The 24,809-nt window shown below is 64.0% G+C and carries 26 protein-coding genes; 8 read left to right on the top strand and 18 right to left on the bottom strand.

The annotated features are described in order from the left end of the window. Positions 1-31: 31 nt before the first annotated feature. Positions 32-1,690, bottom strand: a complete 1,659-nt coding sequence (locus FHW64_RS31035; protein ID WP_184532709.1) for an acyl-CoA synthetase — start codon at positions 1,688-1,690, stop codon at positions 32-34. A 213-nt stretch (positions 1,691-1,903) separates the two neighbouring features. Here FHW64_RS31035 and FHW64_RS31030 point away from each other — a divergent pair, with 213 nt between their 5' ends. The 3 genes from FHW64_RS31030 to FHW64_RS31020 are packed head-to-tail and all read left to right on the top strand — an operon-like array spanning position 1,904 to position 4,835. After that, on the top strand, positions 1,904-2,449 hold the full coding sequence (locus tag FHW64_RS31030; protein WP_184532707.1) for an NAD(P)H-dependent oxidoreductase: 546 nt from the start codon (positions 1,904-1,906) through the stop codon (positions 2,447-2,449). 39 nt (positions 2,450-2,488) lie between these two features. Next, positions 2,489-3,670, top strand: coding sequence for an LLM class flavin-dependent oxidoreductase (locus FHW64_RS31025; protein ID WP_184532705.1), 1,182 nt, complete (start codon positions 2,489-2,491; stop codon positions 3,668-3,670). A gap of 40 nt (positions 3,671-3,710) precedes the next feature. Next, entirely contained in the window at positions 3,711-4,835 is a 1,125-nt protein-coding gene (locus FHW64_RS31020; RefSeq protein WP_184532703.1) for a flavin reductase, read from the top strand. Positions 4,836-4,843: 8 nt separating this feature from the next. On the opposite strand, the gene FHW64_RS31015 is transcribed toward FHW64_RS31020, so the two are convergent. Together FHW64_RS31015 and FHW64_RS31010 are read right to left on the bottom strand one after the other, a co-directional pair. After that, the gene (locus tag FHW64_RS31015; protein ID WP_184532696.1) at positions 4,844-7,096 is read right to left on the bottom strand and encodes a phosphocholine-specific phospholipase C; all 2,253 of its coding nucleotides are present in this window, start codon (positions 7,094-7,096) and stop codon (positions 4,844-4,846) included. Between the two features lie 60 nt (positions 7,097-7,156). Next, on the bottom strand, positions 7,157-7,342 hold the full coding sequence (locus tag FHW64_RS31010; protein ID WP_184532687.1) for a hypothetical protein: 186 nt from the start codon (positions 7,340-7,342) through the stop codon (positions 7,157-7,159). Positions 7,343-7,577: 235 nt separating this feature from the next. Between FHW64_RS31010 and FHW64_RS31005 the strand changes: the two genes are divergently transcribed. Beyond that, positions 7,578-8,417, top strand: a complete 840-nt coding sequence (locus FHW64_RS31005; protein ID WP_184532685.1) for an HAD-IIA family hydrolase — start codon at positions 7,578-7,580, stop codon at positions 8,415-8,417. Here FHW64_RS31005 and FHW64_RS31000 read toward each other — a convergent pair. Beyond that, positions 8,354-9,187 (bottom strand): MurR/RpiR family transcriptional regulator, encoded by an 834-nt coding sequence (locus FHW64_RS31000; protein ID WP_311733413.1) that lies wholly within the window; start codon positions 9,185-9,187, stop codon positions 8,354-8,356. The genes FHW64_RS31005 and FHW64_RS31000 overlap by 64 nt on opposite strands. Before the next feature lie 250 nt (positions 9,188-9,437). Continuing rightward, entirely contained in the window at positions 9,438-10,043 is a 606-nt protein-coding gene (locus FHW64_RS30995) for a DUF4337 domain-containing protein (RefSeq protein WP_184532920.1), read from the bottom strand. A 115-nt stretch (positions 10,044-10,158) separates the two neighbouring features. Between FHW64_RS30995 and FHW64_RS30990 the strand changes: the two genes are divergently transcribed. Continuing rightward, entirely contained in the window at positions 10,159-10,866 is a 708-nt protein-coding gene (locus FHW64_RS30990; RefSeq protein ID WP_184532677.1) for a class I SAM-dependent methyltransferase, read from the top strand. A 26-nt stretch (positions 10,867-10,892) separates the two neighbouring features. On the opposite strand, the gene FHW64_RS30985 is transcribed toward FHW64_RS30990, so the two are convergent. The 6 genes from FHW64_RS30985 to FHW64_RS30960 form a co-directional block, all read right to left on the bottom strand. Further along, the gene (locus tag FHW64_RS30985; protein ID WP_184532675.1) at positions 10,893-11,249 is read right to left on the bottom strand and encodes a plastocyanin/azurin family copper-binding protein; all 357 of its coding nucleotides are present in this window, start codon (positions 11,247-11,249) and stop codon (positions 10,893-10,895) included. Positions 11,250-11,263: 14 nt separating this feature from the next. Next, positions 11,264-12,205, bottom strand: a complete 942-nt coding sequence (locus tag FHW64_RS30980) for a metallophosphoesterase (RefSeq protein WP_184532673.1) — start codon at positions 12,203-12,205, stop codon at positions 11,264-11,266. 74 nt (positions 12,206-12,279) lie between these two features. Next, on the bottom strand, positions 12,280-12,867 hold the full coding sequence (locus tag FHW64_RS30975) for a YbhB/YbcL family Raf kinase inhibitor-like protein (protein WP_184532671.1): 588 nt from the start codon (positions 12,865-12,867) through the stop codon (positions 12,280-12,282). Positions 12,868-12,930: 63 nt separating this feature from the next. Next, entirely contained in the window at positions 12,931-14,193 is a 1,263-nt protein-coding gene (locus tag FHW64_RS30970; RefSeq protein ID WP_184532669.1) for an RDD family protein, read from the bottom strand. Positions 14,194-14,268: 75 nt separating this feature from the next. Further along, positions 14,269-14,697 (bottom strand): hypothetical protein, encoded by a 429-nt coding sequence (locus FHW64_RS30965; protein ID WP_260306506.1) that lies wholly within the window; start codon positions 14,695-14,697, stop codon positions 14,269-14,271. Between the two features lie 186 nt (positions 14,698-14,883). Next, entirely contained in the window at positions 14,884-16,383 is a 1,500-nt protein-coding gene (locus FHW64_RS30960; protein WP_184532665.1) for a GYF domain-containing protein, read from the bottom strand. 155 nt (positions 16,384-16,538) lie between these two features. Here FHW64_RS30960 and FHW64_RS30955 point away from each other — a divergent pair, with 155 nt between their 5' ends. Beyond that, positions 16,539-16,961: an EVE domain-containing protein gene (locus tag FHW64_RS30955; protein ID WP_184532657.1), complete on the top strand. Its 423-nt coding sequence runs from the start codon at positions 16,539-16,541 to the stop codon at positions 16,959-16,961. Here the strand turns inward: FHW64_RS30955 and FHW64_RS30950 are convergent. The 7 genes from FHW64_RS30950 to FHW64_RS30920 all read right to left on the bottom strand — a co-directional run bounded on the left by FHW64_RS30950 (position 16,930) and on the right by FHW64_RS30920 (position 22,412). Then, positions 16,930-17,412, bottom strand: a complete 483-nt coding sequence (locus FHW64_RS30950; RefSeq protein ID WP_184532655.1) for a hypothetical protein — start codon at positions 17,410-17,412, stop codon at positions 16,930-16,932. The genes FHW64_RS30955 and FHW64_RS30950 overlap by 32 nt on opposite strands. A 41-nt stretch (positions 17,413-17,453) precedes the next feature. Continuing rightward, complete coding sequence (locus tag FHW64_RS30945) at positions 17,454-17,963, bottom strand: hypothetical protein (RefSeq protein WP_184532653.1); 510 nt, start codon at positions 17,961-17,963, stop codon at positions 17,454-17,456. After that, positions 17,960-18,571, bottom strand: coding sequence for a hypothetical protein (locus FHW64_RS30940; RefSeq protein ID WP_221210564.1), 612 nt, complete (start codon positions 18,569-18,571; stop codon positions 17,960-17,962). The genes FHW64_RS30945 and FHW64_RS30940 overlap by 4 nt, the downstream gene beginning before the upstream one ends. A gap of 216 nt (positions 18,572-18,787) precedes the next feature. Next, positions 18,788-19,144, bottom strand: a complete 357-nt coding sequence (locus FHW64_RS30935; protein ID WP_184532651.1) for a copper-binding protein — start codon at positions 19,142-19,144, stop codon at positions 18,788-18,790. 29 nt (positions 19,145-19,173) lie between these two features. After that, positions 19,174-20,541 carry a multicopper oxidase family protein gene (locus tag FHW64_RS30930; RefSeq protein WP_184532649.1) on the bottom strand — a complete coding sequence of 456 codons (1,368 nt, stop codon included), beginning with the start codon at positions 20,539-20,541 and terminating at the stop codon, positions 19,174-19,176. Positions 20,542-20,557: 16 nt separating this feature from the next. Beyond that, complete coding sequence (locus FHW64_RS30925; protein WP_311733409.1) at positions 20,558-21,931, bottom strand: TolC family protein; 1,374 nt, start codon at positions 21,929-21,931, stop codon at positions 20,558-20,560. 97 nt (positions 21,932-22,028) lie between these two features. Further along, complete coding sequence (locus FHW64_RS30920) at positions 22,029-22,412, bottom strand: DUF2946 family protein (RefSeq protein WP_184532646.1); 384 nt, start codon at positions 22,410-22,412, stop codon at positions 22,029-22,031. Positions 22,413-22,571: 159 nt separating this feature from the next. Here FHW64_RS30920 and FHW64_RS30915 point away from each other — a divergent pair, with 159 nt between their 5' ends. Then, on the top strand, positions 22,572-23,813 hold the full coding sequence (locus FHW64_RS30915; RefSeq protein WP_184532644.1) for a D-alanyl-D-alanine carboxypeptidase family protein: 1,242 nt from the start codon (positions 22,572-22,574) through the stop codon (positions 23,811-23,813). Between the two features lie 312 nt (positions 23,814-24,125). Beyond that, positions 24,126-24,800 (top strand): CC0125/CC1285 family lipoprotein, encoded by a 675-nt coding sequence (locus FHW64_RS30910; RefSeq protein WP_184532642.1) that lies wholly within the window; start codon positions 24,126-24,128, stop codon positions 24,798-24,800. The last annotated feature ends 9 nt before the right edge of the window (positions 24,801-24,809 follow it).

Raw genomic sequence — 24,809 nt, 5'->3', positions numbered from 1 at the left:
ACGCCAGGCTGACAGCGAAATGACAATCCTGTCAGATTGGGCCGGTGTCGTCGATCGCGCTGGTCGAGCGCACGCGCTCGCGCAGCACGAACTTCTGGATCTTCCCGGTGGAGGTCTTTGGCAGCTCGCCGAAAACGATGCGCTTGGGCAGCTTGAAGCGCGCCAGATGCGGCCGGCAGAAGTCGATGAGCTCTGCCTCGGTGACCGACACGCCCGCCTTGAGTTCCACGAAGGCACAGGGCACCTCGCCCCACTTGGCATCGGGCAGGGCCACCACTGCAGCGCTCAGCACGGCCGGGTGGTGGTGCAGTGCATCCTCGACCTCGATCGAGGAGATGTTCTCGCCGCCCGAGATGATCACGTCCTTGCTTCGATCGGTGATCTTCACGTAGCCATCGGGATGCAGCACGCCGAGGTCGCCGGTGTGGAACCAGCCGCCCGCGAAGGCCTCCTCGGTGGCACCCGGGTTCTTCAGGTAGCCCTTCATCACGGCATTGCCGCGGAACATGATCTCGCCGATGGTTTCGCCGTCGGCCGGCACCGGCTGCATGGTCTGCGGGTCCAGCACCGTCACCGCCTCCTGCAAGGGATAAGGCACGCCCTGCCGGCTGTTGAGCCGCGCACGCTCCATGACGGAAAGCGCCTTCCAGCCCGGCTGCTTGGCGCAGATGGCCGACGGGCCGTAGACCTCCGTCAGGCCGTAGACATGCGTGAGTTCGATGCCCGCCGCCTCGCAGCCCTCGATGATCGCGGCCGGTGGCGCCGCACCCGCGACCAGCCCCCGGATGGCGTGGCCGATGCCCTCGCGCAGCTCGGCCGGCGCGTTGATCATCATGCTGTAGACGATCGGCGCGCCGCACATGCGGGTCACGTGGTGCTCCCGGATGAGCGCATAGACCTGCGCGGGATCGATGCGGCGCAGGCACACGCTCGTGCCCGCGGAAAGCGCCAACGCCCACGGAAAGCACCAGCCGTTGCAATGGAACATCGGCAGGGTCCACAGATAGACCGATCCGTCGGGCATGTTCCAGGCAATGGCGTTGCTCGCGGCGTTCAGGTAGGCACCGCGATGGTGGGTGACCACGCCCTTTGGATTGCCAGTGGTGCCGGAGGTGTAGTTCAGCGCGATGGCGTCCCATTCGTCGGCCGGCAACTGCCATGCATAGTGCGGGTCGCCTTCGGCGAGGAAGCTCTCGTAGTCGATCTCGCCCAGGCGCTGGCCGGGTGGCGCGCCGTCGTCCTCGACCTCGATCACCAGCGGCCGGCGGTTGCCCAGCGAGGACAACGCCTGTGCGACCACGCCGGAGAACTCGCGGTCGGTCAGCAGCACCCTGGCCTCGCCGTGCTCCAGCATGAAGGCGATGGCCGAGGCATCCAGGCGCGTGTTCAGGGTGTTGAGCACCGCGCCGCTCATCGGCACGCCGAAGTGCGCCTCGAACATGGCCGGTGTGTTCGGCAGCATCACAGCGACCGTGTCCCCGGGGCCGATGCCGCGCGCGGCGAGCGCGCCGGCCAGCCGCCGGCAGCGCGCATAGGTCTCGGCCCAGCTGCGGCGCAGGCTGCCGTAGATGAGGGCCGTGCGCTGCGGATAGACGTGGGCGGCCCGCTCGATGAAGCTCAGCGGCGACAGCGCGACGAAGTTCGCCGCGTTCTTGTCCAACCCCAGCGCGTAGGGATTGATGTGCGTCATGGTCTCTCCTGTTGGCGTGGCATGTAGAGCTTCGCGGACAAAGTTTTCACCAGATCCAGCAAAAGGTGACGAATGTTTGCAAGGGGCCCCCACGAATTTCGTCATGCCCGGTTTGCCCAGAATCAGCTTCAGGCTTCGCGCACCCGTCCATAGCATTCGCCTCCATGTCGCATCGGGAAAACGTTCCCTGCGATGGACTCAACGGAGACGCGAATGGCGTTGCGCATCGTCGGTTTCAGCGGCAATCTCGCCCGCCCCTCCCGCACCCGTACCCTGGTGCAGGCGGTGCTGGACACGGCGAGCGCTCGCGGCCTCGGGCAGACGGCCATCTTCGACCTGATCGATGCGGGAGCGACGTTCGGCCAGACGAGCGAGCGCGCGAAGGCGCATCCGGAGGTCGAAGCGATCCTCGACGCCATCCAGAAGGCCGACGCACTGGTGGTCGGCACGGCCGTCTACAAGGGCGCCTACACCGGTCTGTTCAAGCACCTGTTCGACCTGTTCGACATGACGGCGCTGGCCCGCAAGCCGGTCATCGTGACGGCGACCGGCGCAGCCCCGCATCACGCCTCGGTGATCGACTACCACCTGCGGCCCCTGTTCCTCTTCTTCGACTGCAGTGTGGCAACGCGCGGCCTCTATGCGCTGCAGCCGGATTTCGAATCGCCCGAACGGCTGGTTCCGGCCTTCCAGGCGCGCATCGATCGCACGGTCGACGAACTCGCACAAATGCTGCAGCCCGCCCGCAGCGCTTCCTGAATCCGCACTTCCATCCACCTGCATCCAAGGAGACACGCCATGACCACCAACCTCGACGCATTCCGTGAAGCCGGCAACCCGATGTTCAACGACAACAAGTTCAAGCTGGGCATCTTCGGCTCGAACTGTTCGAACGCATGCGCGATGACGCTGGCAGAGACGAGCTTCGAGCCGACCTTCGAGAAGAACAAGGAAATCGCCGAGATTCTCGAGGCCGCAGGCTGGGAGTGCATGGTGCCGATCGCACGCTGGCGCGGCTTCGGCGGGCCGAGCAACTTCAACGGCAATTGCATGGAAACCTACACCTGGGCCGCTTCGCTGGCCGCGGTGACGAAGAAGATCTTCCTGTTCGCCACGTCGCACGTGCCGACCATCCACCCCATCGTGGCGGCCAAGATGGGCACCACGATCGATCGCATTTCCAAGGGCCGCTTCGGCATCAACATGGTGTGCGGCTGGTTCACGCCCGAGATGGAAATGTTCGGCCGCAAGATGATGGAGCACGACACCCGCTACGAATACGCCACCGAGTGGGTCGAGATCGTCGAGAAGCTCTGGACCGAGCAGTGGTTCGACTACGAAGGCCAGTTCCTGTCGGTAAAGCAGGGCTTCGCGGACCCCAAGCCCTTCCAGAAGCCACGCCCGGTGCTCATCAGCGCCGGTTCTTCAGGCAAGGGCCGTGAGTTCGCCGCCAAGTTCTGCGACATCAACTTCTCGGTCATCGAGGAAGAAGGCCTCGACAAGGCGGCCGCCTGGGTCAAGGAAATGAAGAAGCTCGCCTGGGACCAATACAAGCGTGAGATCGGCACCTTTACCTACAGCTACGCCGTCGCGCGCGACACCGAGAAAGAGGCCAAGGAGTACTACGACTACTACGTCAACCAGAAGGGTGACTGGGAAGCCGCCGACAACATCTGCAAGGTCTTCGGTGTGGAAAGCGGCTCGTACTCGCCCGACTACATGGACAAGTTCCGCCGCAACTTCATCGCCGGCTGGGGCGGCTACCCGCTCGTCGGCACGCCGGAGCAGATCGTCGACCGCATGCTGGAGATGTCGAAGACCGGCGTCGATGGCTCGCTGATCACCATGGTCGACTACAACCAGGAACTGCCCTACTGGAACGAGAAGGTGATGCCGCTGCTCGTGCAGGCCGGTCTGCGCAAGGCGCCTGCGGCAACGCCCGCAGCCGCGAGCGCCAGCCGCCAGCCCGCGCTCGCCTGAGAACGTCGCGCTGATTCGTCAAACCTCTCTGGAGTTCGCCATGACGACCTCTCTCGCCGACAGCGCCCAGGTGACGTCGGAGTTCAAGCGCGCCATGCGCCGGCTTGCGTCCACCGTGACGATCATCAGCACCGCCGACGTCAACGGCAATCGCTACGGCATGACGGCGACCGCTGTGAACTCGCTGACGATGGACCCGCCGTCGCTCCTGATCTGCGTCAACCACAGCGCGAGCATCCATCCCGCCTTGATGGGCCGCGGCCGCTTCTGCGTGAATGTGCTGACCACCGAGCACGAGGACCTGGTGTCCGCCTTCAGCGGCCGGCTCAAGGGCGACGCACGCTTCGAGGTCGGTGAATGGCGCACCGAAGACGGCGGCATGCCGTACCTCGAAGATGCGCAGAGCAATCTCTTCTGCGACATCGACAGCGTGGTGCCCTTCGGAACCCACTCGGTGGTGATCGGTCGCGTGAGCGCAGTGCGCGTCGACGAAGGCATTCGCCCGCTGATCTTTGCCGACGGCAAGCTCGGCGCGACGCAATCGCTCACGGGTCATGTGCGCATCGCATCCAATCTCTCGACGTTGACGCAGTTCTTGCCGAACGACCTGCAGAGCTTCCTGAAGAAGCACCCGCTCATCGACGTGCATCTGGAGGAAAAGGTGAGCACGGCCGTCCTGAGCGCCGTGCAGGAGAACGCCTGCGACATCGGGCTCATCGTGGAGGGACCCAAGGTCAGCGGCCTGGAAGTGATCCCCTATCGCGAGGACCGCCTCGTGCTGACAGTGCCGCAAGACCATTCGCTGGCCGACAAGGCTTCGGTGAAGTTCGCCGAGACGCTGAACTACGACTATGTCGGGCTGCACACCGGCAGCCAGATCAACCTGCAGATCCAGCGCGCCGCGGCGGAACTCGACAAGGCGTGGCGCTGCCGGATGCAGGTGCACACCTATGACGCGCTCGCCGCGATGGTGCAGGCGGGCCTGGGCATCGGCATGCTGCCGCAGAAGATGGCGCAGCTCTATGCGAGCGCGATGAACCTCAAGATCGTCGAGCTCGATGAGCCGTGGGCCCATCGGCGCCATGCGATCGTGATTCGCTCCTACGAATCGCTCCAGGCGGCAGGCAAGCGCCTGATCGACCACCTGAAGCGCTCTTCGCAGTGAGTTGACGATCAGCCCTGCAGGTGCAATGCCATCGCAGGGTCGCTCACGCCGGCCTTGCCTGTTTCGACACGGCCGGCGAAGCGGCGCTCGAAGTTGTCGGCGCTCACGGTGAAGTCGTACCAGTGGCCGCTGGCGTCGAGGTTCCAGTTGAGCTGGCCGGTGGCGCCAGCGCCCACGTCGAGCGTCCAGGGGCCGTCGGTGCGATATGCATTGGCCTGCACCGTCACACGGCCGGCCGCGCGGCCGGTGTTGTGGACCTTGAGGTAGATCGCGCCCGTCGCCGGCTCATAGCAGACCTGCACCTCGGGCTTGAAGTCGGCTGAGTTCCATGCAATGGCGTCGCCCTTGAAGGTGCGGACATAGCCGTTGGTGCCGTAGACCCACAGCTCGTACTTGCCGCTGTCGGTAGCGCCGGGGTTCCACGCGTCCTGCAGTTGCTTGGCGGCTTCCACCGTGTAACGGCGCGGGATGAGGTCGAGATGCAGCTTGTCGTAGACGTGGAACACCGAGCCTTGCTTGCCGGAGTTCGCGAAGATCAGCGACACGGTGCCATTGCTCTCGACGCGCGCGCTGGTGTGCAGTTCGTAGGGCAGCGCGCGAGAGAGGCGCGTGCCGGTCTCCTGGTAGAGCGGCTGCGGCGTGGCGGGCGCGGTGGTCACGGACGTCGTCGGCAGCAGCCTCTGCGCCGCATTGATCGCGGCGAAGTTGCTCATGTCGGGCAGCTTGGGGACGGTCGGGTCGTTCGGGCTCACGAAGTCGAAGCAGGAGGTGAGATCGCCGCAGACCGCGCGATGCCACGGGCTGATCGCGTCCACCGTGATGCCGAAGCGCTGCTCCAGGAAGCGGCCCATCGAGGTGTGGTCGAACACCTGCGAGTTGACCCAGCCGCCCTTGCTCCACGGCGACACCACGTACATCGGCACGCGCGAGCTCAGGCCCCACGGGCGCGTCTTGCCGCTGATGGTGTCGGCTGCGTTCAGGTAGCTGCCCACGGATGCATCGAAATACTCACCGTCCAGCGCCACAGTGGACTTGCCCATGAGCGCGCCACTCGCGTCATACGACGGCACCGCCGGCATCGCCAGGTGGTCGAAGAAGCCGTCGTTCTCGTCGAAGGTCACGAAGAGCGCCGTCTTGCTCCAGACCGCCGGATTGGACGTCAGTGCTTCGAGCACGTCCGAGATGAAGTCGGCCGCACCGGCAACACCTTCGCTGCTGCCGGGATGCTCGGCCAGCGCCTGCGTGGGCAGCACCCAGGAGACCTGCGGCAGCGTGCCGTTCATCACGTCCTGCTTGAGCTGCGCGAGGAAATTGATCGCGCCGTCGGCCGTCGCGGGACCGCCCGTCAGGCCATGCTCATAGATCGACGAACCCGGTTGCGCGGTACGGAAGCTCTGGAAGGCGAGGCAGCCGTGCATGGCGCCCGTCCAGTTGTTGTTCATGTTCTGGTAGATGTGCCAGGTGATGCCCGCCTTTTCGAGAACGTCCGGCAGCGTGTCCCACTTGAAGGCGGTGTTGACGTACTTGTAGTTGTAGGCACTCGTGCTCGGATCGATCTGGCCCGACCCGTCGGCCTGCTGCGCCCGGCCCGCGACCCAATTGGAAGGACTCGGCCAGCAGCGCGAGTTGACGGGCTCGCCGTCGGCGTCCGTGCTGTTGATGCCCTGCTTGCGCAGTTCCGGGTTGAAGTTGGAGCCCGACCAGAACACGATGCGGTTCGGATCGGTGCCGGTCAGGATCGAGCAGTGATAGCCGTCGCAGATGGTGAAGGCATCGGCCAGCGCGAACTGGAACGGAATGTCGTCGCGCAGGTAGTAGCCCATCGTCGCCTGGTTCTTGAACTGGATCCAGCGATCCATCTTTCCCTGCTGCCAAGCGCCCTGCATGTCGGGGAAGTTGTGCGGCGTGCCGGACCCGATCAGGGCATTGGCGATCCGTGAATCGCGACGAAAGGGCTGGATCTCCGCGCCGCCGGCGGGGTTGGGCTGGAAGAACACCGACTTGCCGTTGGCCAGCGGAATCGGGAAGCGGTCACCGAAGCCGCGTACGCCGCGCATCGTGCCGAAGTAGTGATCGAAGCTGCGGTTCTCCTGCATCAGGATCACGATGTGCTTGATGTCCTTGATGGTGCCTGTCTCGACCGCGGCATCGGCCGCAAGCGCGCGCCGGATCACCGGCGGAAGCATGCTCAGCGCAGAGGCAGCACCGATGGTGCCGGCGGATTTGCGCAGGAAGTCGCGGCGGGGAAGTGAGTTCGTCATGGTTTTCTATCGCTTGAATTGGAAGGAATGGCGAGGCGTTCGGAGCGTCCTGCTCTGCGCTCAGGGCGCACAGCTCAGCACCGGGGCGGCCGGCGTCTGCGGCGTGGACGATGTCGGGGTCTGCGTGCCGGGCGTTGATGGCGTGGTAACGCCCACGCCCGAGTTGCCGCTGCCGCCGCCACAGGCGGCCAGGGTGACGAGGATGAAAGCGGCCGCGAGGCCACGCAGTGAAAAGACGAGGTTCATGGGGAGCTTTCCTTTGCGGTCGGTGAGAGATGACAAATGAACGGCGCGTGCAACCCCCTGCCCTGCGGCAGGACTGCTCCGCAAGGCATGGAATGAACGAGCTGGGGAAGAACGGCAGCGAGCCGATGCGAGAACTCTAGGAAGCGCTCATGACAGGCAAATGAAACAAGTTCATTCTGTTGATTGAATTTAATTGAGACAAACTCAATAGAATGAACCGCCTTCTCTTTCCTCCATGACCTGCATCGATCTCCCCTCCGCCGACTTCAGGCCCCATCACGAACCGCAGCACCTGATCCTCGACCTCGACGGCACGCTCATCCGCGAGGACGAAGCCCTGCCCGGCGCGGCCGAGCTGCTCGCGCGCTACCGGGAGCGCTGCGTGATCGTGTCCAACAACTCCACGCACACCGCCTCGGGCGTCGCGCGACGACTTGCACGAATGGGGCTCGCGGTCGACCCTGCGCAGATCGTTCTTGCGGGCGAAGTCACGATCGCGTTCCTGCGGCGATCGCATGCCGATGCGCGCATCCTGCTGGCGTCCAGCGATGCCTTGCGGCGCCATGCAATCGCGCAGGGTTGCACGCTCGTGCGTGCCGATGCCGACCTGGTGGTGCTCGCGCTGGATCCGCGTTTCAGCACCCGGCGCCTCGCGCTGATGGCCAACGAACTGCGGCGCGGCGCGCGCCTGATCGCGACCAACGCCGACGACAACCATCCAGGCCCTGCCGGCAGTGTGGTGCCGGAGACCGGTGCGCTGCTTGCGGCACTGGTGGCGGCCAGCGGCGTCGCGCCGTTGTCGATCATCGGCAAGCCCGGGCCGCTACTGTTCGAAGAAGGCATGCGTCGGCTCGGCGCTGCGGCAACGCGCGCGAACACGGTGGTGATCGGCGACAACCCCGCGACCGATCTGCGGGGCGCAGCGGCATTCGGTCTGCGCGCATTGCTCGTGGGCCCGCGACCCCAAGCCCATGCGGCCACATTGATCGAATTGCTCGATCAGCTGGGTGGTCAATACCTCTTCAACGAAAGCACGTCGAAGGTCTGCCGTAGCGTCTTCACCGAAGTCTCGTAGTCGGCGAGCGCCAGGCACGCGATCAGCGCATCAATGATCGCGAGCTGCGCGAGCCGGCTGGTCATGGCCTCGGTGCGGAAGCTGGTCTCGCGCGCCATGGTGAACAGCAGCACATCGCAGAACGCCTGGATCGGCGATTTGCCGAAGTTGGTGATGCAGATGGTGGATGCGCCCGCTTCCTTGGCCAGGCGCGTGGCGGTCACCGTTTCGTGGGTGCTGCCCGAATGCGACACGGTGAGCACCGCCACGCCGGGCCCGGTCAGCGACGCGCTGATCGCCTGCACGTGGGAATCGACCACCACCTTGGCATTGAGGCCGATGCGCAGCATGCGGTAGTGCGCATCCTCGGCAATGGTGGCCGCGCTGCCGATGCCGTAGATCTCGATCCGGCTGGCCTTGCGCAGGATCTGCACGGCCTGCTCCATCGCCTTGACATCGAGCGCGCCCTGCGTGTCGTGGAGCGTCTGCACGTTGCTCTGGAAGATCTTGCGCACCGTGGTTTCGACCGGGTCGCCGGGTTCGAGGTCTTCGTGGATGAACTGCACCGGCCGCACCAGTTCCTGTGCGAGCGCGATCTTGATCTGCTGGAAGCCCGTCGCGCCGAGGTTCTTGCACAGCCCGACGATGCTGCCCTCGCTCGACCCCGTGCGCTCGGCCACTTCGCTGACAGACATGTGCACCACCTCTTGCGGGTTCTGCACGATGAAGGCCGCGATGCGCTGGCCGACCGGTCCGAGCGAACTCCACATGCTCTCGATCCGTGCGAGCACGGCCGAAGGTGCGGCGGGTGGCGGTGAAGACTTCGAGTGAGCGCGCGACTGCGGGGTTTTCATGCCGAGAGCTTAGCGAATAGCGCCGCTCAATAGCCGGCATGAAGATTCGCAAACCCGCGAGACCTCACCTGCTGGCACCATCGAGCGCATGAAGCTCCAGAAACTCATCGGTCTTGCCATCAGCGCCTCCGGCCTCGCCATCGTCGTCTCCGGAATCATTCACTGAGGGCAACGCTCGCGGGCGCGCTCAGATGTGCATTGCGGCCAGAGCACCAACGGCGAGGCCGACGCCGGCGACGGCGCGCATGCCCCACTCCAGCCACCTTCTTCTGGTCAGCAAAGCCATGGCGGCCAAGGCGATGGATACCTGCAGCGCAGTCGTCGCTTGCGCCCAGCGGTGATGCTGGTGCATCTGCGCCTCCGATTTTTGGTCCCAATCAGTCGCGTCCGCCTCGAGTTTCTGCGCGATGAGCATGATTTCCGCTTTCTCCTGCTCGTAGCGCGACACCTTCGTTTGCCAGTCCTGCTTGCGTCCGTCGGGTGACATGTCCCTCGCGAACTCGGCGAGCGACTGCTTCGTGCTCTTCGCTTGGTAGAAGCTCCATTGATTGGCCGCTTCGGTCTTCTTCATGCCGGCGTTGTTCTTGTAGAGGCCCGCGTTGGCTTGTGTGAGTCCCCCCATGTACGCGAACAACGCTCCTACCGTCGCGATCACAGCCGTCCATACGGCGATCTGACTGGTCATGCTGCTGTGGCCGGACTTTGCCGAGGCTGATTCGGCGTGGTCGTGCGCACCAGCGTGCTCGAGTTCATGGTCGTGCGGGCCGTGCACATGAAAACCGCTTCCTGACATGGATGTCCTTGTTGTCGTGGGGAGCCGAGTATGACGCGTTGCCCTCTCAATCAGCGAAGGGTGCGTTCGCAATCAAGTGCTTATCGAACATGTTCGATCTGCTCAGAATGCCGGCATGACATCCACAGATTCCATCGCAAAGTTCGATCTTTCCAGGTCCGCGGAATATGAGACGCAGAGCCGCATCGCACTCGCAGGCTACGACGCATGCCATGAACTCGCGGCCTGCCTTCTTTCGGCCCAACTGGGGAGCGATGAAAAGACCATCCTCGTCGCGGGTGCGGGCGGCACGGGCCAGGAGATCCTGATCGCCGGAAGACTGGAGCCTGCCTGGAAGTTCGTCGCCGCCGACCCGGCGCCCGCGATGCTGGAGCAGGCCATGGCACGAATCGATGCGGCGGGCTTGTCGAGTCGCACACAAGCCTTCGACGGTACGGTCGACGCGCTCCCGAGCAACGACCGCTTTGACGCAGCGACGCTCATCGGGGTGCTGCACCACATCCCCGAGCAGCACGACAAGGACGAGATCCTGAAAGAGCTGAGCAAGCGACTCAAGCCTGGGGCGCCGCTCATCGTGGCGTGCAACCGATGCCCCTACGAGTCCCAACCGCTGTTTCTCAAGGCCTGGGCGACGCGCTGGCGCATGGCAGGCGCCAGCGAGGCTGACGTGGTCGCCAAGCTGGGCAAGATCCGTCAAGGCGCGGTTCCACCTGCCTCGGAAGCCGATGTCGAAGCGATGCTCGGGAAAGCGGGCTTCGTCGGGCCCTTGCGCTTCTTCTCGAGCCTCTTCTGGAGCGCCTGGATCGCGTTCAAGGCGGCATAGCTTCGCGATCCTGCAGGCCTCGTTACCTACTGCTTGTGGACATGCACGACGCCGGTCATGAACGGGTGCACGGTGCAGTAGTAGCCGAAGTCGCCTTCCTTCTGAAACGCGATCTCGTACTGGTCGTCGGTATCGAGCGCCTTCGAGCCGATGACCTTTTCCTGCCCCTGCGTGCTGGCCACGGTATGCGGCACCTCGTCGTGGTTGATCCAGCGCACTCTGGTGCCGGGCGCGACGGTGATCTCCTTGGGTCCGAAGGCGAACTTGCTGACGTCGACAGTCGTCACGGCGTCGGCGGCAACACTGGCCGACGGGCCCGCCGCAACGCATGCGACCAGCGCGAGCGCCGCGCCCCAGGGTTTCAAGTGGTCTCGATGGAACATGGTGCTGCGCCTCCTCAGCCTTCGAGCGGCCGGTCGACCATGGCCAGCTCGCTCTTGCCGCGGACCAGACTGATCTGCCGGGTGCCGAGCAGCTTGCCAAGTTCGCCGGCTGGAACCTTCACGGGTCCGGGCTCACCGATCCCTGCCTGGCCCGGCGTGGGCAGCGGATAGGCCAGCGACATCGCGGTGTGCATCGCGACGCTGCCTTCCACCTTCTGCAGCACTTGGTGGATGTGCCCGTTGAGCACCGTGACCGATCCGTACGGACGCAGCATCGAGATGAGCTGGGCCGAATCGGCGGTGCCCCATCCCCACGGCTCCCAGACCGTCCAGAGCGGGATGTGCGCCATCACCACGACCGGCGTCGAGCGCGACACGCCGGCGAGATCGCTCTTGACCCAGGCCAGTTGCTCGTCGCCCAGCCCCGCCAGCATGCCGGCCTTGAAATTCAGCGTGTTGGTCAGTCCGATGAAGTGGACGCCGCCCTGGTCGAAGCTGTACCAGGCACGTCCCTTGCCGTCGTGGTCGAAGAACTTGAGATAGCCATTGACCCCATCGTCGATGGTGTCGTGCTCGCCCGGTACCGTATGGACGCGGTCGACGCGAAGCTCCGTGAGGATTTCCTTGGCACTGCCGAATTCCTCGGGTTTCGACAGGTGACTGACATCGCCCGTGTGCACGACGAATGCCGGCGCCCGCGGCAGTGCGTTGATGTCGGCGATGGCATGGCGCAGGCTGCCGACGACATCGGGATTGGCGTCCTTGCGAAAGCCGATGTGGGTGTCGCTGATCTGGACGAAGGTCAGCGCACCCCCTCCAGCCGCTGGCGGTGCGCCGCCACCGGTGGCACCCAGGGCGTGCGGTATGCCGCCGCTCACGGTCCAGACGACGGCTGCGCCGCTCCATGCGGACAGGCACCTGAGGGCTTCACGGCGGCCGGGATTGTGCGTATTCATCTGCTTGCTCCTTTCAACGGATTGAAGGTCGTTGCAAGCTGCAATACGCAGGCAGGCCAGGATTTATTCCCGCATCAAAGCCTTCCGAAACGCAGCACGATGCTGCTCGCGGTCTTGCCGTGACCGCCGCCAAGCCGCGCCTGGAGCTCCGGCCAGGTCAGGTCAGGCGGCAGCGCGCCCGGCTCATAGTCGGTGGCGATCGCGGTGAAGGTGTAGTGGTGCCAGCCCGAGTTCGGCGTGGCGCACGGCCCCATGTAGTAGGCCAGCTCCTGCGTACTCTTGCCCCCCGTGTACTTGGGCGACGGCTTTGTCACTTCGTTTTCGGCGAAGCCACCGATCGCGGGATCGATGCCATAGGCAATCCAGTGGTACACGCCAGTGCCGCCCCGGCCTTCGGGGTCGTGCATGACGATCGCGATGCTTTTCGTTCCCGGCGGCACGTTCTTCCACGCCAGGGCAGGCGACACGTTCTCGCCGACGCAGTTCGGGTTGGCCTTGATGTTGCCGGCGTGACGCTGCTCGAGGGGCGAGTTGTCAGGGAACTGCGGTGCGTACAGCGTGAACGCCTTGTCATGGACGGGAACGTTGCCAGTAGCGGCGCACGCGGCGAGCGCAAGGACCGCAAGCGGCGACAGATGGCGTGCAAGGGATGTGAAGTGCATCGTTGTCTCTTCGTTGTTGTGATATCGGTGAGTTTGCTTCAAGCGTGAGGAGCAGCCGTCGCGCTAGAGCGTGCCGAACAGCGCCTCACGCATCGCGCGAGTGTCTGCAGACTCTTCCGTGCCGTCGTTGCCGAAGAACATCAGTCGCCAGACTGATTCGTTCTTGCGAAGGACGGTTGCATGGATGCCGAGCGGCTTCTCGTTCTTGAGGACACCTTGCGTCTCCAATACGTGATGGCCCTTGGCGATCGTCTGGGTGCCGACCGGCTTGATCTCCATCTTTTCCCGCACGTTGTCGGACCACTCGACGAGGTACTGCTCAAGCGAGTACTGCCGGGGTACTGGCTCCGATGCAAACAGCGCCTCGACGCGCGTCTTGCGATTGATGAAGAAGTAGATGTCCGTGTTCGTTTCGGTGGATTTCTTGACGGACGTTGGGGTCCACCCGGTGGGCAAGGTGACCTTGACGCCGGTGGCCGGATTGATCCACGAGACGGGTGTGCTCGCGATTCGCTCTTGCTCGTTGCCAAGCCCGATGAGAGCAATCATCCCCGCCGTGATCGCCACGCTGACCAATGCGGCGATCGCCTTTCGCATCCCTCCGATGGGGCGCGCCTTGACATTGAAACGACCCGCGTCGTAGCTGGCGTTGTTGCCGGCCTTGACCCGGGAATGCTGGTGATTCATGGTGAAGAGCGTCACCAGCGGGATCCCCAGGCCGAGCCCTCCCCACCACACACCCAGCTGACGACGGAAATACTGGCCGAACGACGGCCGGGCACCTCCCAGCGTGATGACCTTCAAACCCAGCAGCCACTTCCCGAACGTCGACCCTGTCCAGCCAAAGATGATGGCCTCGACGAGAAGCGAGAACGGCACAGTCAGGAAGCCCCACAAGCGGTCCGAGCCGGGTGTGTTCAGGGCCGCTGCGAATCCGGGCCTGTAGTAGCTGGCGACGGCCACCAGAGGCACTCCAACCACGAGCAGGTAGAAGTAGAAGTCGATCATCTTTGCCCAGAAGCGTCGCCAGGGGCCCGCCAGTGGCAAGGCGAGCACCTCATCACGGCGGGGCGAATCCGTGGCCTCTGCCCTTGCTGGATCAATGCCTGATTGGGGCAAGGGCGGCATCGATTCAGGAATAGATCGAATCGAAGGAGAGCCGACCAGCTCTTGCTCATCCTGCAGCGGTATCCAGGCCTCACGGCCGGAAGGCCTCACCAGCGTGGAGCCGTCCAATGCTCCCATGCTCAGCAACGTGCGAATTTTTTCGGGCGGCAGAGGACCGAAGTTCTGCGAGCCGCGCGAGTACCACCACTCATCTTGCATAGGCACTCCTCATCTTCTCGTTCTTGAACGCGGATCTATGCAGCGCTTCTGAATATCGGACTGGGCACGGCGTCACTAGTCCAGGGGCTGAAGGGCAGCCGAAGCGGACTGCGGATGCTCATCGGAAGGCAACAGCTTCGCAGCAAACGTCTGAGCCTTGGCGATGAGCAGTACACCCAGCGCGAGCTGCGCAAATCCGATTGCTCCGTCGATGTGCCGTCCGGGTTCCATCGTCGAGATGGGTTGGCCATTGCCAATCCAGAGCGCACACACGGACAGATAGCCCATGACCGGCGCCAACGCACGAAACGCGATGACCGTCATGCCGAGCACCACACATGCCACCACCAGTGCCTGCTTTGCCGGCAGTCGCAAAGTGTCCTCAAACTTGGTGCGAGGCACGAGCTTGTGGGCGATGGCCATCGGGAAGACCCAGCAGAGTGCGGCTCCCAGCAGATAGATGCCACCCATGAGATACGGTACCCAAACGACGCTTGGGTTCATGCTGCCTTCCTTCAATGCGCTCGCGATGGCAACTGCCTGGAAGGCAGAGATGGCCAGCCATATTGCGAACAAGCGGGAGGCGGTGCCTACGATTTGTTGTGGGGTCATGAGTCAGGCGCAAGTGCGCTCGGGTTGAGAAAGCGAGTTCTTTGGATTGCCGGCTGGCGGCAGTCTGGATGCACCAGTTCAACGTGGAGCGAGCATCAGGAAGTCGACACCTTGCGACCGCACGGACTGCATGTCGAACTTCGACAAGCTGGCCTGGCCAAGAAGAGAGATGCACTCCGCGCATGCAATTGCCGGCACGTTCGTGAGCTCGAACGGCCCCACCTTCATGGACTCGAGCATGATCGACTTCGCGACCACTTTCCGGCCGTCAGCCGTCGTCATGCGCACCGCCGGGTCCAGCACCTTGTAGACCGCACGCGAATCGCGCAACAGGCTCTCCTTCATGCTGGTGAGGGTTGCGCCGGTATCGACCATGAATGGCTTCGGCTTGTCCGACCCGATGGAAACCGGGGCAAAGAAGTGGCCCCCATAGACCGGCAGACGGAGGGCCGTGCGCTCTCCCGTTTTCTCGCCGGCAGCCTGGTCGATGGCCGTCTCGATGGAGATGCGCTGCGCAACGAAGTACGCCTGCTGTCCGCGCGCCTCGAGTTGACTGTCGTAGCCCTGCAGGAGCGAGAGTGCCTCGTAAGGCCGCTGCGACCGCACCAGCAGCCCGGCGAGCTTCCGACGCACGTCCACCAGCGTGGGCACGACCGACAGCGCCTTGTACGACCACTCAATGGCCTCTGGCGTGTGACCGAGCTTCTCGTGACTGTCCGCCAGATAGGAGAACAGGTCGTACGTTCCCGCACCGAGTTCGAGCGAGCGCTTGAACTGGGCGACGGCTTCGTCATGCTTGCCACGTTGATTCAGCAGGATGCCGAGACGACCGGCACCGACGGCGTCATCGGGACGAAGTCGCACGAAATCACGCAGGTTCTCTTCCTGGCACTTCAAGTCGCCGATGCGCATGCACTTGCCGGCCTGCGCCAGGAAGTCTTCCGCCGTCAAATTGGAATAGTTCAACCAGCGCTGCGTGTAGCCGCGCTCCAGGAGCGTGCTGAAGGTCGACGTGGCCAAGACCGCCATGGCGCAGCCGACGAAGACCTTCACGCCCTTGCTTCGGCTCGGCCCATCGCCCCAGAGCGACGCAATGCCGACGCCGATGAGAGGAATGAGCAAGGCTCCGAACGCCACTCCGACTGCATAGGGGATGGCCGCGTTCTCGGGAAGATGGAACTTCAGCGCAGACCAGACAAGGGCCGCAGCAAGCACGAGCGCAACAAGCCACCAGACTGCGGAGACAGGCTTCTCGCGCCTGCGCGCGGTTCGCATGAACCCGACGTCATCGAGGGTGCGGCCCGACAGCCGGCCACGAGAGAGTTCCGGCACTTCGTGAACGGCCTTCCAGGCCATACGGCCCTCGCGCCAGACGAGCGTGTCGGCGTCGATGGTCCCTGCGCGCAGGAGGTCCTCGATCTGCTCGGACGATAGAGGTCCGCTTCGGGCCTCTCCGTTCGCATACCACCAGCCGTGCGTCACCGGCGCCGCCGCGTCGCGTGGTTCCATTGCAGGCGCGCCGGGCTCTTGCATCTGGTCAAGAAATACCGGCTCGCGGCGCCCCTCGAAAGCGTCCATCTGTTTCCCTCTCTCCTCGCTCGCGCGGAATGTTACGGCAGGTAACTAGACGAAGCAACGGCGGGCATCCACTGCTGACAGGACGTTGTCAGTTGTGCACGCCTACAGTCCAATGCACACCAAAACAGCAACAAGCACTGTCAGGAGATGGACTCATGAACAACTTCTGGATCGGCGTGGTTTCGAAGGCGCATGTGCAGAACGGCGTGCGTGGAGGCTTCATCCAGCTCAATCACGGCAAGAAGGCTGCGGTGCAGCGACTGAAGGCCGGCGACATGCTCGCGATGTATTCCCCGCGGACCGACTATCCCGACGGCGCGGCGCTGCAAGCCTTCACGGCCATCGGCACGGTGGCGTCTGGCGAGGTCTACCAGGTGGAGATGTCACCGGACTTCAAGCCCTTCCGCGTAGACGTGAAGTTTCATGAATGCCAGGATGCGCCGATCAAGCCCCTGATCGACCGGCTGTCGTTCATTCGGGACAAGACGCACTGGGGCGCAGCGTTCCGCTTCGGCTACCTGCGGGTGCCGGAGGCGGATTTCCAGCTCATTGCCCAGGCGATGGGTCGTGCGGCGTGACCGCTGCGGCGTTCAGATTCATCCGGATCGCTTCCAGAAGCCGCCTGGAAGCGACGGCCTTGCGCATGCCAGCGACGCTGCCGATGCAGATGCCAACGGATATGACGAACACGATCGCAGCAAAGATCGGGTTCGACCCTGCGAAGTGATAGGCCAGAAGGCTGCCCAACACGATCGGCCCGATGCCCGCGACGTTCGACCCGGCTCTGTAGCAGGCAATCTCACCCGTTTCGTGATTGACCCAACCGAGCAGGCTTCGCCAATCGCCGGGGCGGTCAAGCAGTGCCGTGACAGTCATGCCGTCCTCGATCCGGGGAGAACCGGGAACCGCCACGCGCTCCTGCTTCACGTCTCCCGCCTGGAATCCGAACTCCGTGCGCACCACGCGCTTTCGCTGCGAAGTGGGGACGATGTCGAAGACACGGTCGAAAGTGATGGTGACCTCATTCATGGGCTCGGATTTTGCCGCAGCCCAAGGAAGGACGGCACTCGCTACAACGACAGCAACCGATGCAGGAACGAACGATAGCGGCGCAAAGCCATTCGCAGATCCTCGGTCGAGATCGAGTCCGCCTGAGTGACCTGTGCCTCGAGGCGACCGCGTTCTCCCCTGAAGGTCTCGCTCAGGCTGTGCAGGACCCGGTTGACCAGCTCGTCGGCGTCCTTCACCGCTTTGCGGGGATCGTCGACGAACCCGATCTGCACGGCGTCCCAGCCGCGACGGAAATCGTCGGCAGCGTCTGTCGAGAAGAGTGGTTCGAGGTCATCGGCGTCGCTGCTGCGAAGCGCGGCATGGCCCGGGTCGATCCTGGCATTCATCCGTTCGACCGGCGGCGCCTCGGTCTGGTAGACCTCCTCATCGACACGCCGCATCGCACCCGGGGGTGATGCTTGCAGGTCGTCAGGCGCGACGGCTCTTCCCGCGCGCGGCGCCTCGGCGAGCGCTGTTGCTTCTTCCGCTTCGAGCTCGGCGCTCTGTCTGCGCTTGGAATCGAAAATCATGATCGCACCTCCACCGGCCGGCCCGGCCGTATCGATTGAATGGGCGTTGCGCCGACGCGTTGCCCGGTCACTTCAAGCAAGTCGTCGAAGAGCGCGCGGTAGTGAACCACTGCCCTACGCAACTCCTCCGTGTCGACGTCGCCATCCAGATTGCGCCGGCGAATGTCCTGCGCCGCGCGATAGTGGCTGACCACGCCGGGATGATCGACCGAAATATCGGCGGCCCGGTGTTCGAAATCGCCCAGCGGATAGCCGCGCTTGCCCAGCAACTCGCGCACGAGCGAATCGGCCTTGTCCACCGCATATTGCGGGTTGTCGACGAAGTCGGCCTGCAGCGCATTCCACGCCGCGCTGAAGCGCGCGGCGTCCTCGGGACTCAGCGGAACGATCGTCAGGCGCTCGACTCGCGCCTCCCGACGCTGCAATTCGGCTTCGGCCTTGGTCCGGCTGTCATGCGCCTCCACGGCGCGGTCGTACTCGGAACCGAAGCGCGCGCGCAGCCGATGCGACTGTCTGCTGCGATGAACGCTGTACGCGACCAGCGCAACGAGCGCAACGGCCGCGACGATCGCGACAAGGATCCAGGTCTGGGGGGTCATCGTGTCCATGCGTACTCCCGGCTAGTGAGACAGGCCACCGAACGCAACGGCAGTGCCATGCAGTGGCGAAGCCATGCTGCGCCCCAGCGCGCCGCAGATATCGCGGCCCGGGAGGAGTTTCTGGCGTGAGATAGGGCCTACAGACGCGGTGCACTGCAGAGCCACAGCAGATCGGCATCCGCGCCCACGTATTTCCGAGCACCGGGCCGCGAATGAAGACGATGACTAGTTCGCGCGTTCGATGGCCGTCACCACAAGCTTCCCGTCCTTCCTGTCGGCCGTGAACCGCACCTTGTCGCCTTCGTTCAGTCCGTCCAGAAACCTCGGATCGGAAACCGCAAACACCATCGTCATGGCCGGCATGTCGAGATTCGTGAGGGGTCCGTGCCGGAGCGTGAGCTTTCCCGACTCGCGATCGACCTTGCGCACCTCACCTTCGGACGGCAACGCTTGTGCAGCGTCAGCAGGCTGGGCGACCACATGGTGCGCGGCATGCTCTTCATCGGCGCGAGCGATTGCGCCTGCGGACAGAACGCCAAACGCAGCGGCGGACAAGACGATCTTGATGATGTTGGTTCTCATGGTTTCGCTTTCATTGGAATCAGTGGAAATCAGTGGCCCTCGTGCCCACCGGGACGGCGGACCTGGAGGTTGCTTGCAGCCGGTGGATCGACCCTTGAGCGCGTCGGCTCGGGGACTTCGCCGCGGTACTCGTGAGCGACGGTGCCAGGTGGGTGCCTGTAGTTGCGCGGGTCCTTGTAGTCGCCGGGTCGAACGTTGTCCCGGACCTTCACGACGCTGAACATGCCGCCCATGGCGACGGGGCCGAAGGGCCCTCTGCCCGACATCATCGGCAACGTGTTGTCCGGAAGCGGCATCTCCATCTCGGCCATGTCGTGCATGCCCTTGTCGCCCATGACCATGTAGTCGGGCACGAGCTTCGCAATGCGCTCGGCCAGGCCCCTCTGGTCGACGCCGACCATCGTCGGAACGTCATGCCCCATGGCATTCATGGTGTGGTGCGACTTGTGGCAATGGATGGCCCAGTCGCCGGCAACCGCATCGAACTCGAAGGCGCGAAGCTGGCCGACGCCGATGTCCGTTGTCACCTCCGGCCAGCGCGCGCCCTTGGGAACCCAGCCACCGTCCGTGCCAGTGACCTCGAAGCTCGGACCGTGCATGTGAATGGGATGGTTCGTCATCGTCAGGTTGCCGACGCGGATGCGAACGCGGTCGCCCGTGCGGGCCACCAGCGGGTCGATGCCCGGGAACACGCGGTTGTTCCAGGTCCACATGTTGAAGTCGGCCATGGTGCTCACCTTGGGCGTCATGGCCCCGGGCTCCACGTCATAGGAAGCCAGCATGAACATGAAGTCGCGGTCCACCTTCATGAAGTCCGGGTCTTTCGGGTGCACCACCAGGCAGCCGTACATGCCGAGGGCCAGCTGCAGTTGCTCGTCCAGGTGCGTGTGATAGAAGTGCGACCCCGAACGCACGAGGGTGAACTCGTACACGAAGGTCTTGCCGACTGGAATCGGCGGCTGCGTGAGGCCCGACACGCCATCCATGCCGGAAGGGACGAGCAATCCGTGCCAGTGAATGGCCGTGGGCTCCGGCAGCTTGTTGGTCACGAAGATGCGCACGCGGTCCCCTTCGACCGCCTCGATGGTCGGGCCCGGGCTCGAGCCGTTGAAGCCCCACATGTTGACCTTCATGCCCGGCGCGAATTCGCGGACCACCGGCTCGCAGACCAGGTGGAACTCCTTGACGCCGTTGCGCATGCGCCAGGGAAGCGACCAGCCATTCAGCGTCACGACAGGGTTGAAAGGCCGTCCGTTGGGTGGCGACGGCGGAGGCACAGTGGATGCGGATGACTGAACGGCTGCTTCCGGCAAGGACGCGGCACCTACCCGACTGACTGCTGTTGCACCAAGCGCAACAGCGCCTGCGGCTCTGAAGAAGTTGCGACGATTGGACATTGACTCAGGTTCCTTCTCAGTGAGCCGACGAGCCGCCGGTGAGCGCCGTCTGCAGATTGCTATCGGCCACCCAGAAGTCGCGCAATGCCTGCACGTATCCCGTGACGCCCGCGACTTGCTCCCGAGCGTCTGTCAGAAGCTCGAACACGCTGATCAGCATGCCGTTGTAGCGAAGCATGTTTTCTTCGGAGATGCGCTTGCGAAGCGGCACCACTTCATCGCGGTAGTGCTTGGCCAGCTCGTAGGCTGTCAGGTAGGCCGAGTACGACTCGCGGACTTCCGATCGTGCATTCACGGCGACTTCGGCAGTGCGATTCACGGCCTGCATGTAGATCGCTTCTGCACGGGCCGCACGTGTCGAGCCGAAGTCGAAGAGCGGCAGCTCCAGCTCGATTTCGTAGCCGTTCGAGCGGGGGCGACCGGTCTCGCTCTTGTTCTGGTATCCGACCTCGAGCACGTTCACGAATCGCGTTGCCTTGGTCAAGCCGAGTGACTTGGCAGTGGCCTCCGTATCGCGTCTGGCCATGAGCACGTCCAGACGCTTCTCCAAGGCAACGCGCTCTGCATCGACAGGTTCAGTGGGCTGCTTCGGAAGGTCCGGCAGGCGCTCTGGAAGACTGAAGTTCACTTGGTCGCCGAACAGCCCGAGGAACCGCGTCAGTCGCTCCCTGTCTGCGGTCGCCTGATGACGTGCGCGCGCGAACTGCGCGGTTGCATCGGCATAGAACGCCTGCTCCCGCATCTGCGTGAGCTTGTTGAAGTTGCCAGCCTGCAGCATGCGCCTGGCGAGCTCGTTCGACACATCGGCCGTCTCCTTGACCTGCCCGTAGTACTTGACCAGTTCCTGTGCAGAAACCGCATCGAAGTACGCACGACGCACGTCGGCGGCCAGTGCCACGGCGTCTGAAGCCGCCTGGTATTGCGCCTGTTCGAATCGTTGCTGGCCCACGTGCGATGCGATCGGCATCGTCAGCAGGCCGAGCACGTTGAACAGCACTGCGCGGTCGATTTCCACATCGCCCCCACCGGAGAGACGGCCGAAGCTCAATACCGGGTTGGGAAGCCGGCCGGCCCGCACGTAGTCGGCTTCACTGATGCCCAGCTCGCCGAACTTCGCTTGCAAGCCCCGGTTGTTCAGGAATGCGATTTCGACAGCGGAGTCGGCCGTGAGCGGCTGCTTGAGGAGTTCCGCGACCCGGTCTTGCGCAACCCGACGGTCACTATCGGCACGCTGCAGTGCCACAGGTTGGCCTGTGCGCTCCTTCGTGAGTGCCGAGACGTTGTTGAAGCCGCCGTCCTCCGAAAACGAGGCGCAGCCTGCGAGAAACACGGATGCCGCTGCGAGCGGCAAGAATTTGACTGTGATCAGCCGGATGGGTTTGTTTGTCACTTCCAAGGCAATCTGAACCGCCGACGGTCGTCGGCCGATACCCGTGCACGCGAACGTGCACGAGCGCCATCAGACCTCGCGCGGAGGCCTTAATGCGTCAGATGCTTCGGGGTGGACGCTCCTGCCTGCCGGAAAGAAATTCCGCGGCCTGTGCACTGTGGGAAGGGAGTTCCGCTGTCGCGGGCGGCGCCTGTGGCAGCACGAGCGTCGCGGCCATGGGTGCACCTGCGGAGCAGCAGAAAGCGCAGACGCTGCATTTGTCGCCCGCATCGTGCGTGTGGTGCGAGGCGTGCTCATGGGCCGCGTGCGAGTGCGACGCGCCGTGGCCCTCGTGATGGCCGTGGTCGTGAAGGTCAACGGAGACAACGGTCGCGTGACCGGGCCCTGACCCATTCGCGCCAAGCATGGCCGCGGCCATCGCACCCCGCATCGGGAGCGCGAACACCAGCAAGACCAGGAGCCAGACACGAAAGGACTTCACGGCGCGAATCCTAGACCTTCCCCCCATGGGAAGGTCAACGCGCGTCCAGCTAACGTTTGGATGCACTGAACTTGCGCTCCAATCCCTAATCCTGAGTGGGCACGGTCAAGAATCGACAATTCGATCCGCGACAATCTGCGTTCTGCCCCCTGAATACCCATGCATCCCAAGACTTTCTCCATCCTCCCGGTGGTCCTCGCAATCGCCGCAACCACCCTGGTTCCCACCTCCGCGTCTTTTGCGGCCTCCCACGTCGCCAAGAAAGCAGTCCAAAAGAAGCCCACTGCCGATGCGCCTGCAGCGGCAACCGTAGCCGGCGAGACCGCCGTGGCCGGCGGCGCGCCGGCGCTCGCCGCCAAGGCATGGCTGTTGATGGACTTCGACTCCGGCGAAGTGCTGGCCTCGGCCAATGCTGACGAACCGCTGCCCCCCGCATCGCTGACCAAGATGATGACCAGCTTCCTGGTCGAGCAGGCGCTTCGCTCGGGCAAGCTCAAGAAGGACGACCTCGTCACGACCAGCCAGAACGCCTGGTGCCGCGGTTCGAGCACCGAATCGTGCATGTACCTGCCGCTGAACAGCCAGGCCACGGTGATCGACATCCTGCGCGGGATCATCATCCAGTCCGGCAACGACGCTTCCAAGGCCATCGCCGAGCACATGGCCGGCTCCGAAGAGGGCTTCGCCAAGCTCATGAATGCCGAAGCCCAGCGCCTCGGCATGACGCACACGCATTTCGTCAATGCCACGGGCCTGCCCGACCCTGACCACAAGGCCTCTGCGCGAGACCTCGCGATCCTGGCTCGCGCCATCATCCGCGACAGCTCCGACTTCTATCCGATCTACGCCGAGCGCGAGTTCAAGTACAACGGCATCAAGCAGGGCAATCGCAATGCCCTGCTCTACACCGATCCCACTGTTGACGGCCTGAAGACCGGTCACACGCAGGAGGCGGGCTACTGTCTCGTCACCTCGTCCAAGCGCAACGGGATGCGCCTCATCACGGTCATCCTCAACACCAACAGCGCACAGGCGCGTGCCGACCAGACCCGCACGCTGCTCGGCTGGGGCTACAGCAACTTCGAGAAGGCCACGCCGATCCAGCCGAACGCTGTCGTCGCGACGGCCAAGGTCAACTTCGGCAAGGCCGACACGGTTGCAGCAGGCCTGGCGACGCCATGGACTGTGACCGTGCCGCGCGGCCAGCAAGTGCAGACCTCGGTGCAGATCAAGCCCGACCTGGAAGCGCCAGTGGCCAAGGGTGCGGTGATCGGCAAGGTCGTCGCGAACTCGAACGGCAAGCCGGTGGGCGAAGCACCGCTGATCGCGCAGGCTGATGTCGAACGCGCGGGCTTCATGCTGCGCTCGTGGCAGCGTGTGACCAAGCTGTTCGGCAAGTGATCGCCAGGGGCGTAGCGCCCTTGGGAGTTGTCGCAAGGGCTTGACGAGACAGCGGCCGCCCTCCGGATCGGAGGGTGCCGCTGCAAACGCTGTCGGCAACTTCGTCGCGCGCGAATGTAACTTCACGTCGCGATTTGTAAATACCTCCAAATGATGAGGACCGGCGGCAGTCCACAGGTACAGCCGCACCCGGAAAGTAGCGACAACGCGACATTTTCCAGAACCCTCCGCTCCGCTTGCTACATATGTTTGCATGCGTAACAGCAGCTCGCTATGCTGTTTTCGCATTGAGACCACGCGGCAGGCCAATGCATGAGGATTCAGGTTCGGAACATCGCCGCAGTACTCGCGGCCTCTTTGTGCACGCTGCTCGCCGCGTGCACGACTGTCTATCAGCCGCTCGGGCCAACGGGCGGCTATCGCGACACGAAGCTGAGCGACAACCGCTACTTCGTCGAGTTCTCCGGCAACGGCAACACCTCCAGGGAAGCAGTCTGGAACTACTGGATCTATCGGTGCGCCGACCTGACGCAGCAGAAGGGGTTCGCCTACTTCACCGTCTTGCCCAAAGCGAAGACAGGCGCAGCGGACGATGAGGCATCAACCCTTCGAATGGCCAGCGATGATTCTCTGAATCGCGATCTCGTCGAAATGAAGGGTGGAGGCGGAGGGGGCGGCGGCTTTGTCTACATCCCGGGCGGCGGCGGCCAGATCACGACCTGGCGCAGCAGCGCCACGATCGTGATGTTCAAGTCGCTCGATGAGCCCGAGGCGGCGTATTCACTCAAGGCCAGCGTTGTCCTCGAATCCCTCAAGAGCTTCATCACCACGCAGGGTCGCGAACGCACGATCGCCTCGGAAGACCTCATCCGGCGCGCGATGGCCGCATCGATTCCAGCCTCGAATTCGACGTCGGCGGTGCCGTGGTCGGGCGGCGCGGGCGGACACGTCGAGATGAAGGACCTCGGCGGGCTCATCCCCCAATAGAACGAGAGA

This window comes from Variovorax sp. Sphag1AA, assembly GCF_014192575.1.
Classification (GTDB): domain Bacteria; phylum Pseudomonadota; class Gammaproteobacteria; order Burkholderiales; family Burkholderiaceae_C; genus Variovorax.
The sequence above is the reverse complement of the archived record's forward strand: the minus strand, read 5'-3'. Positions and strand labels throughout refer to the sequence as shown.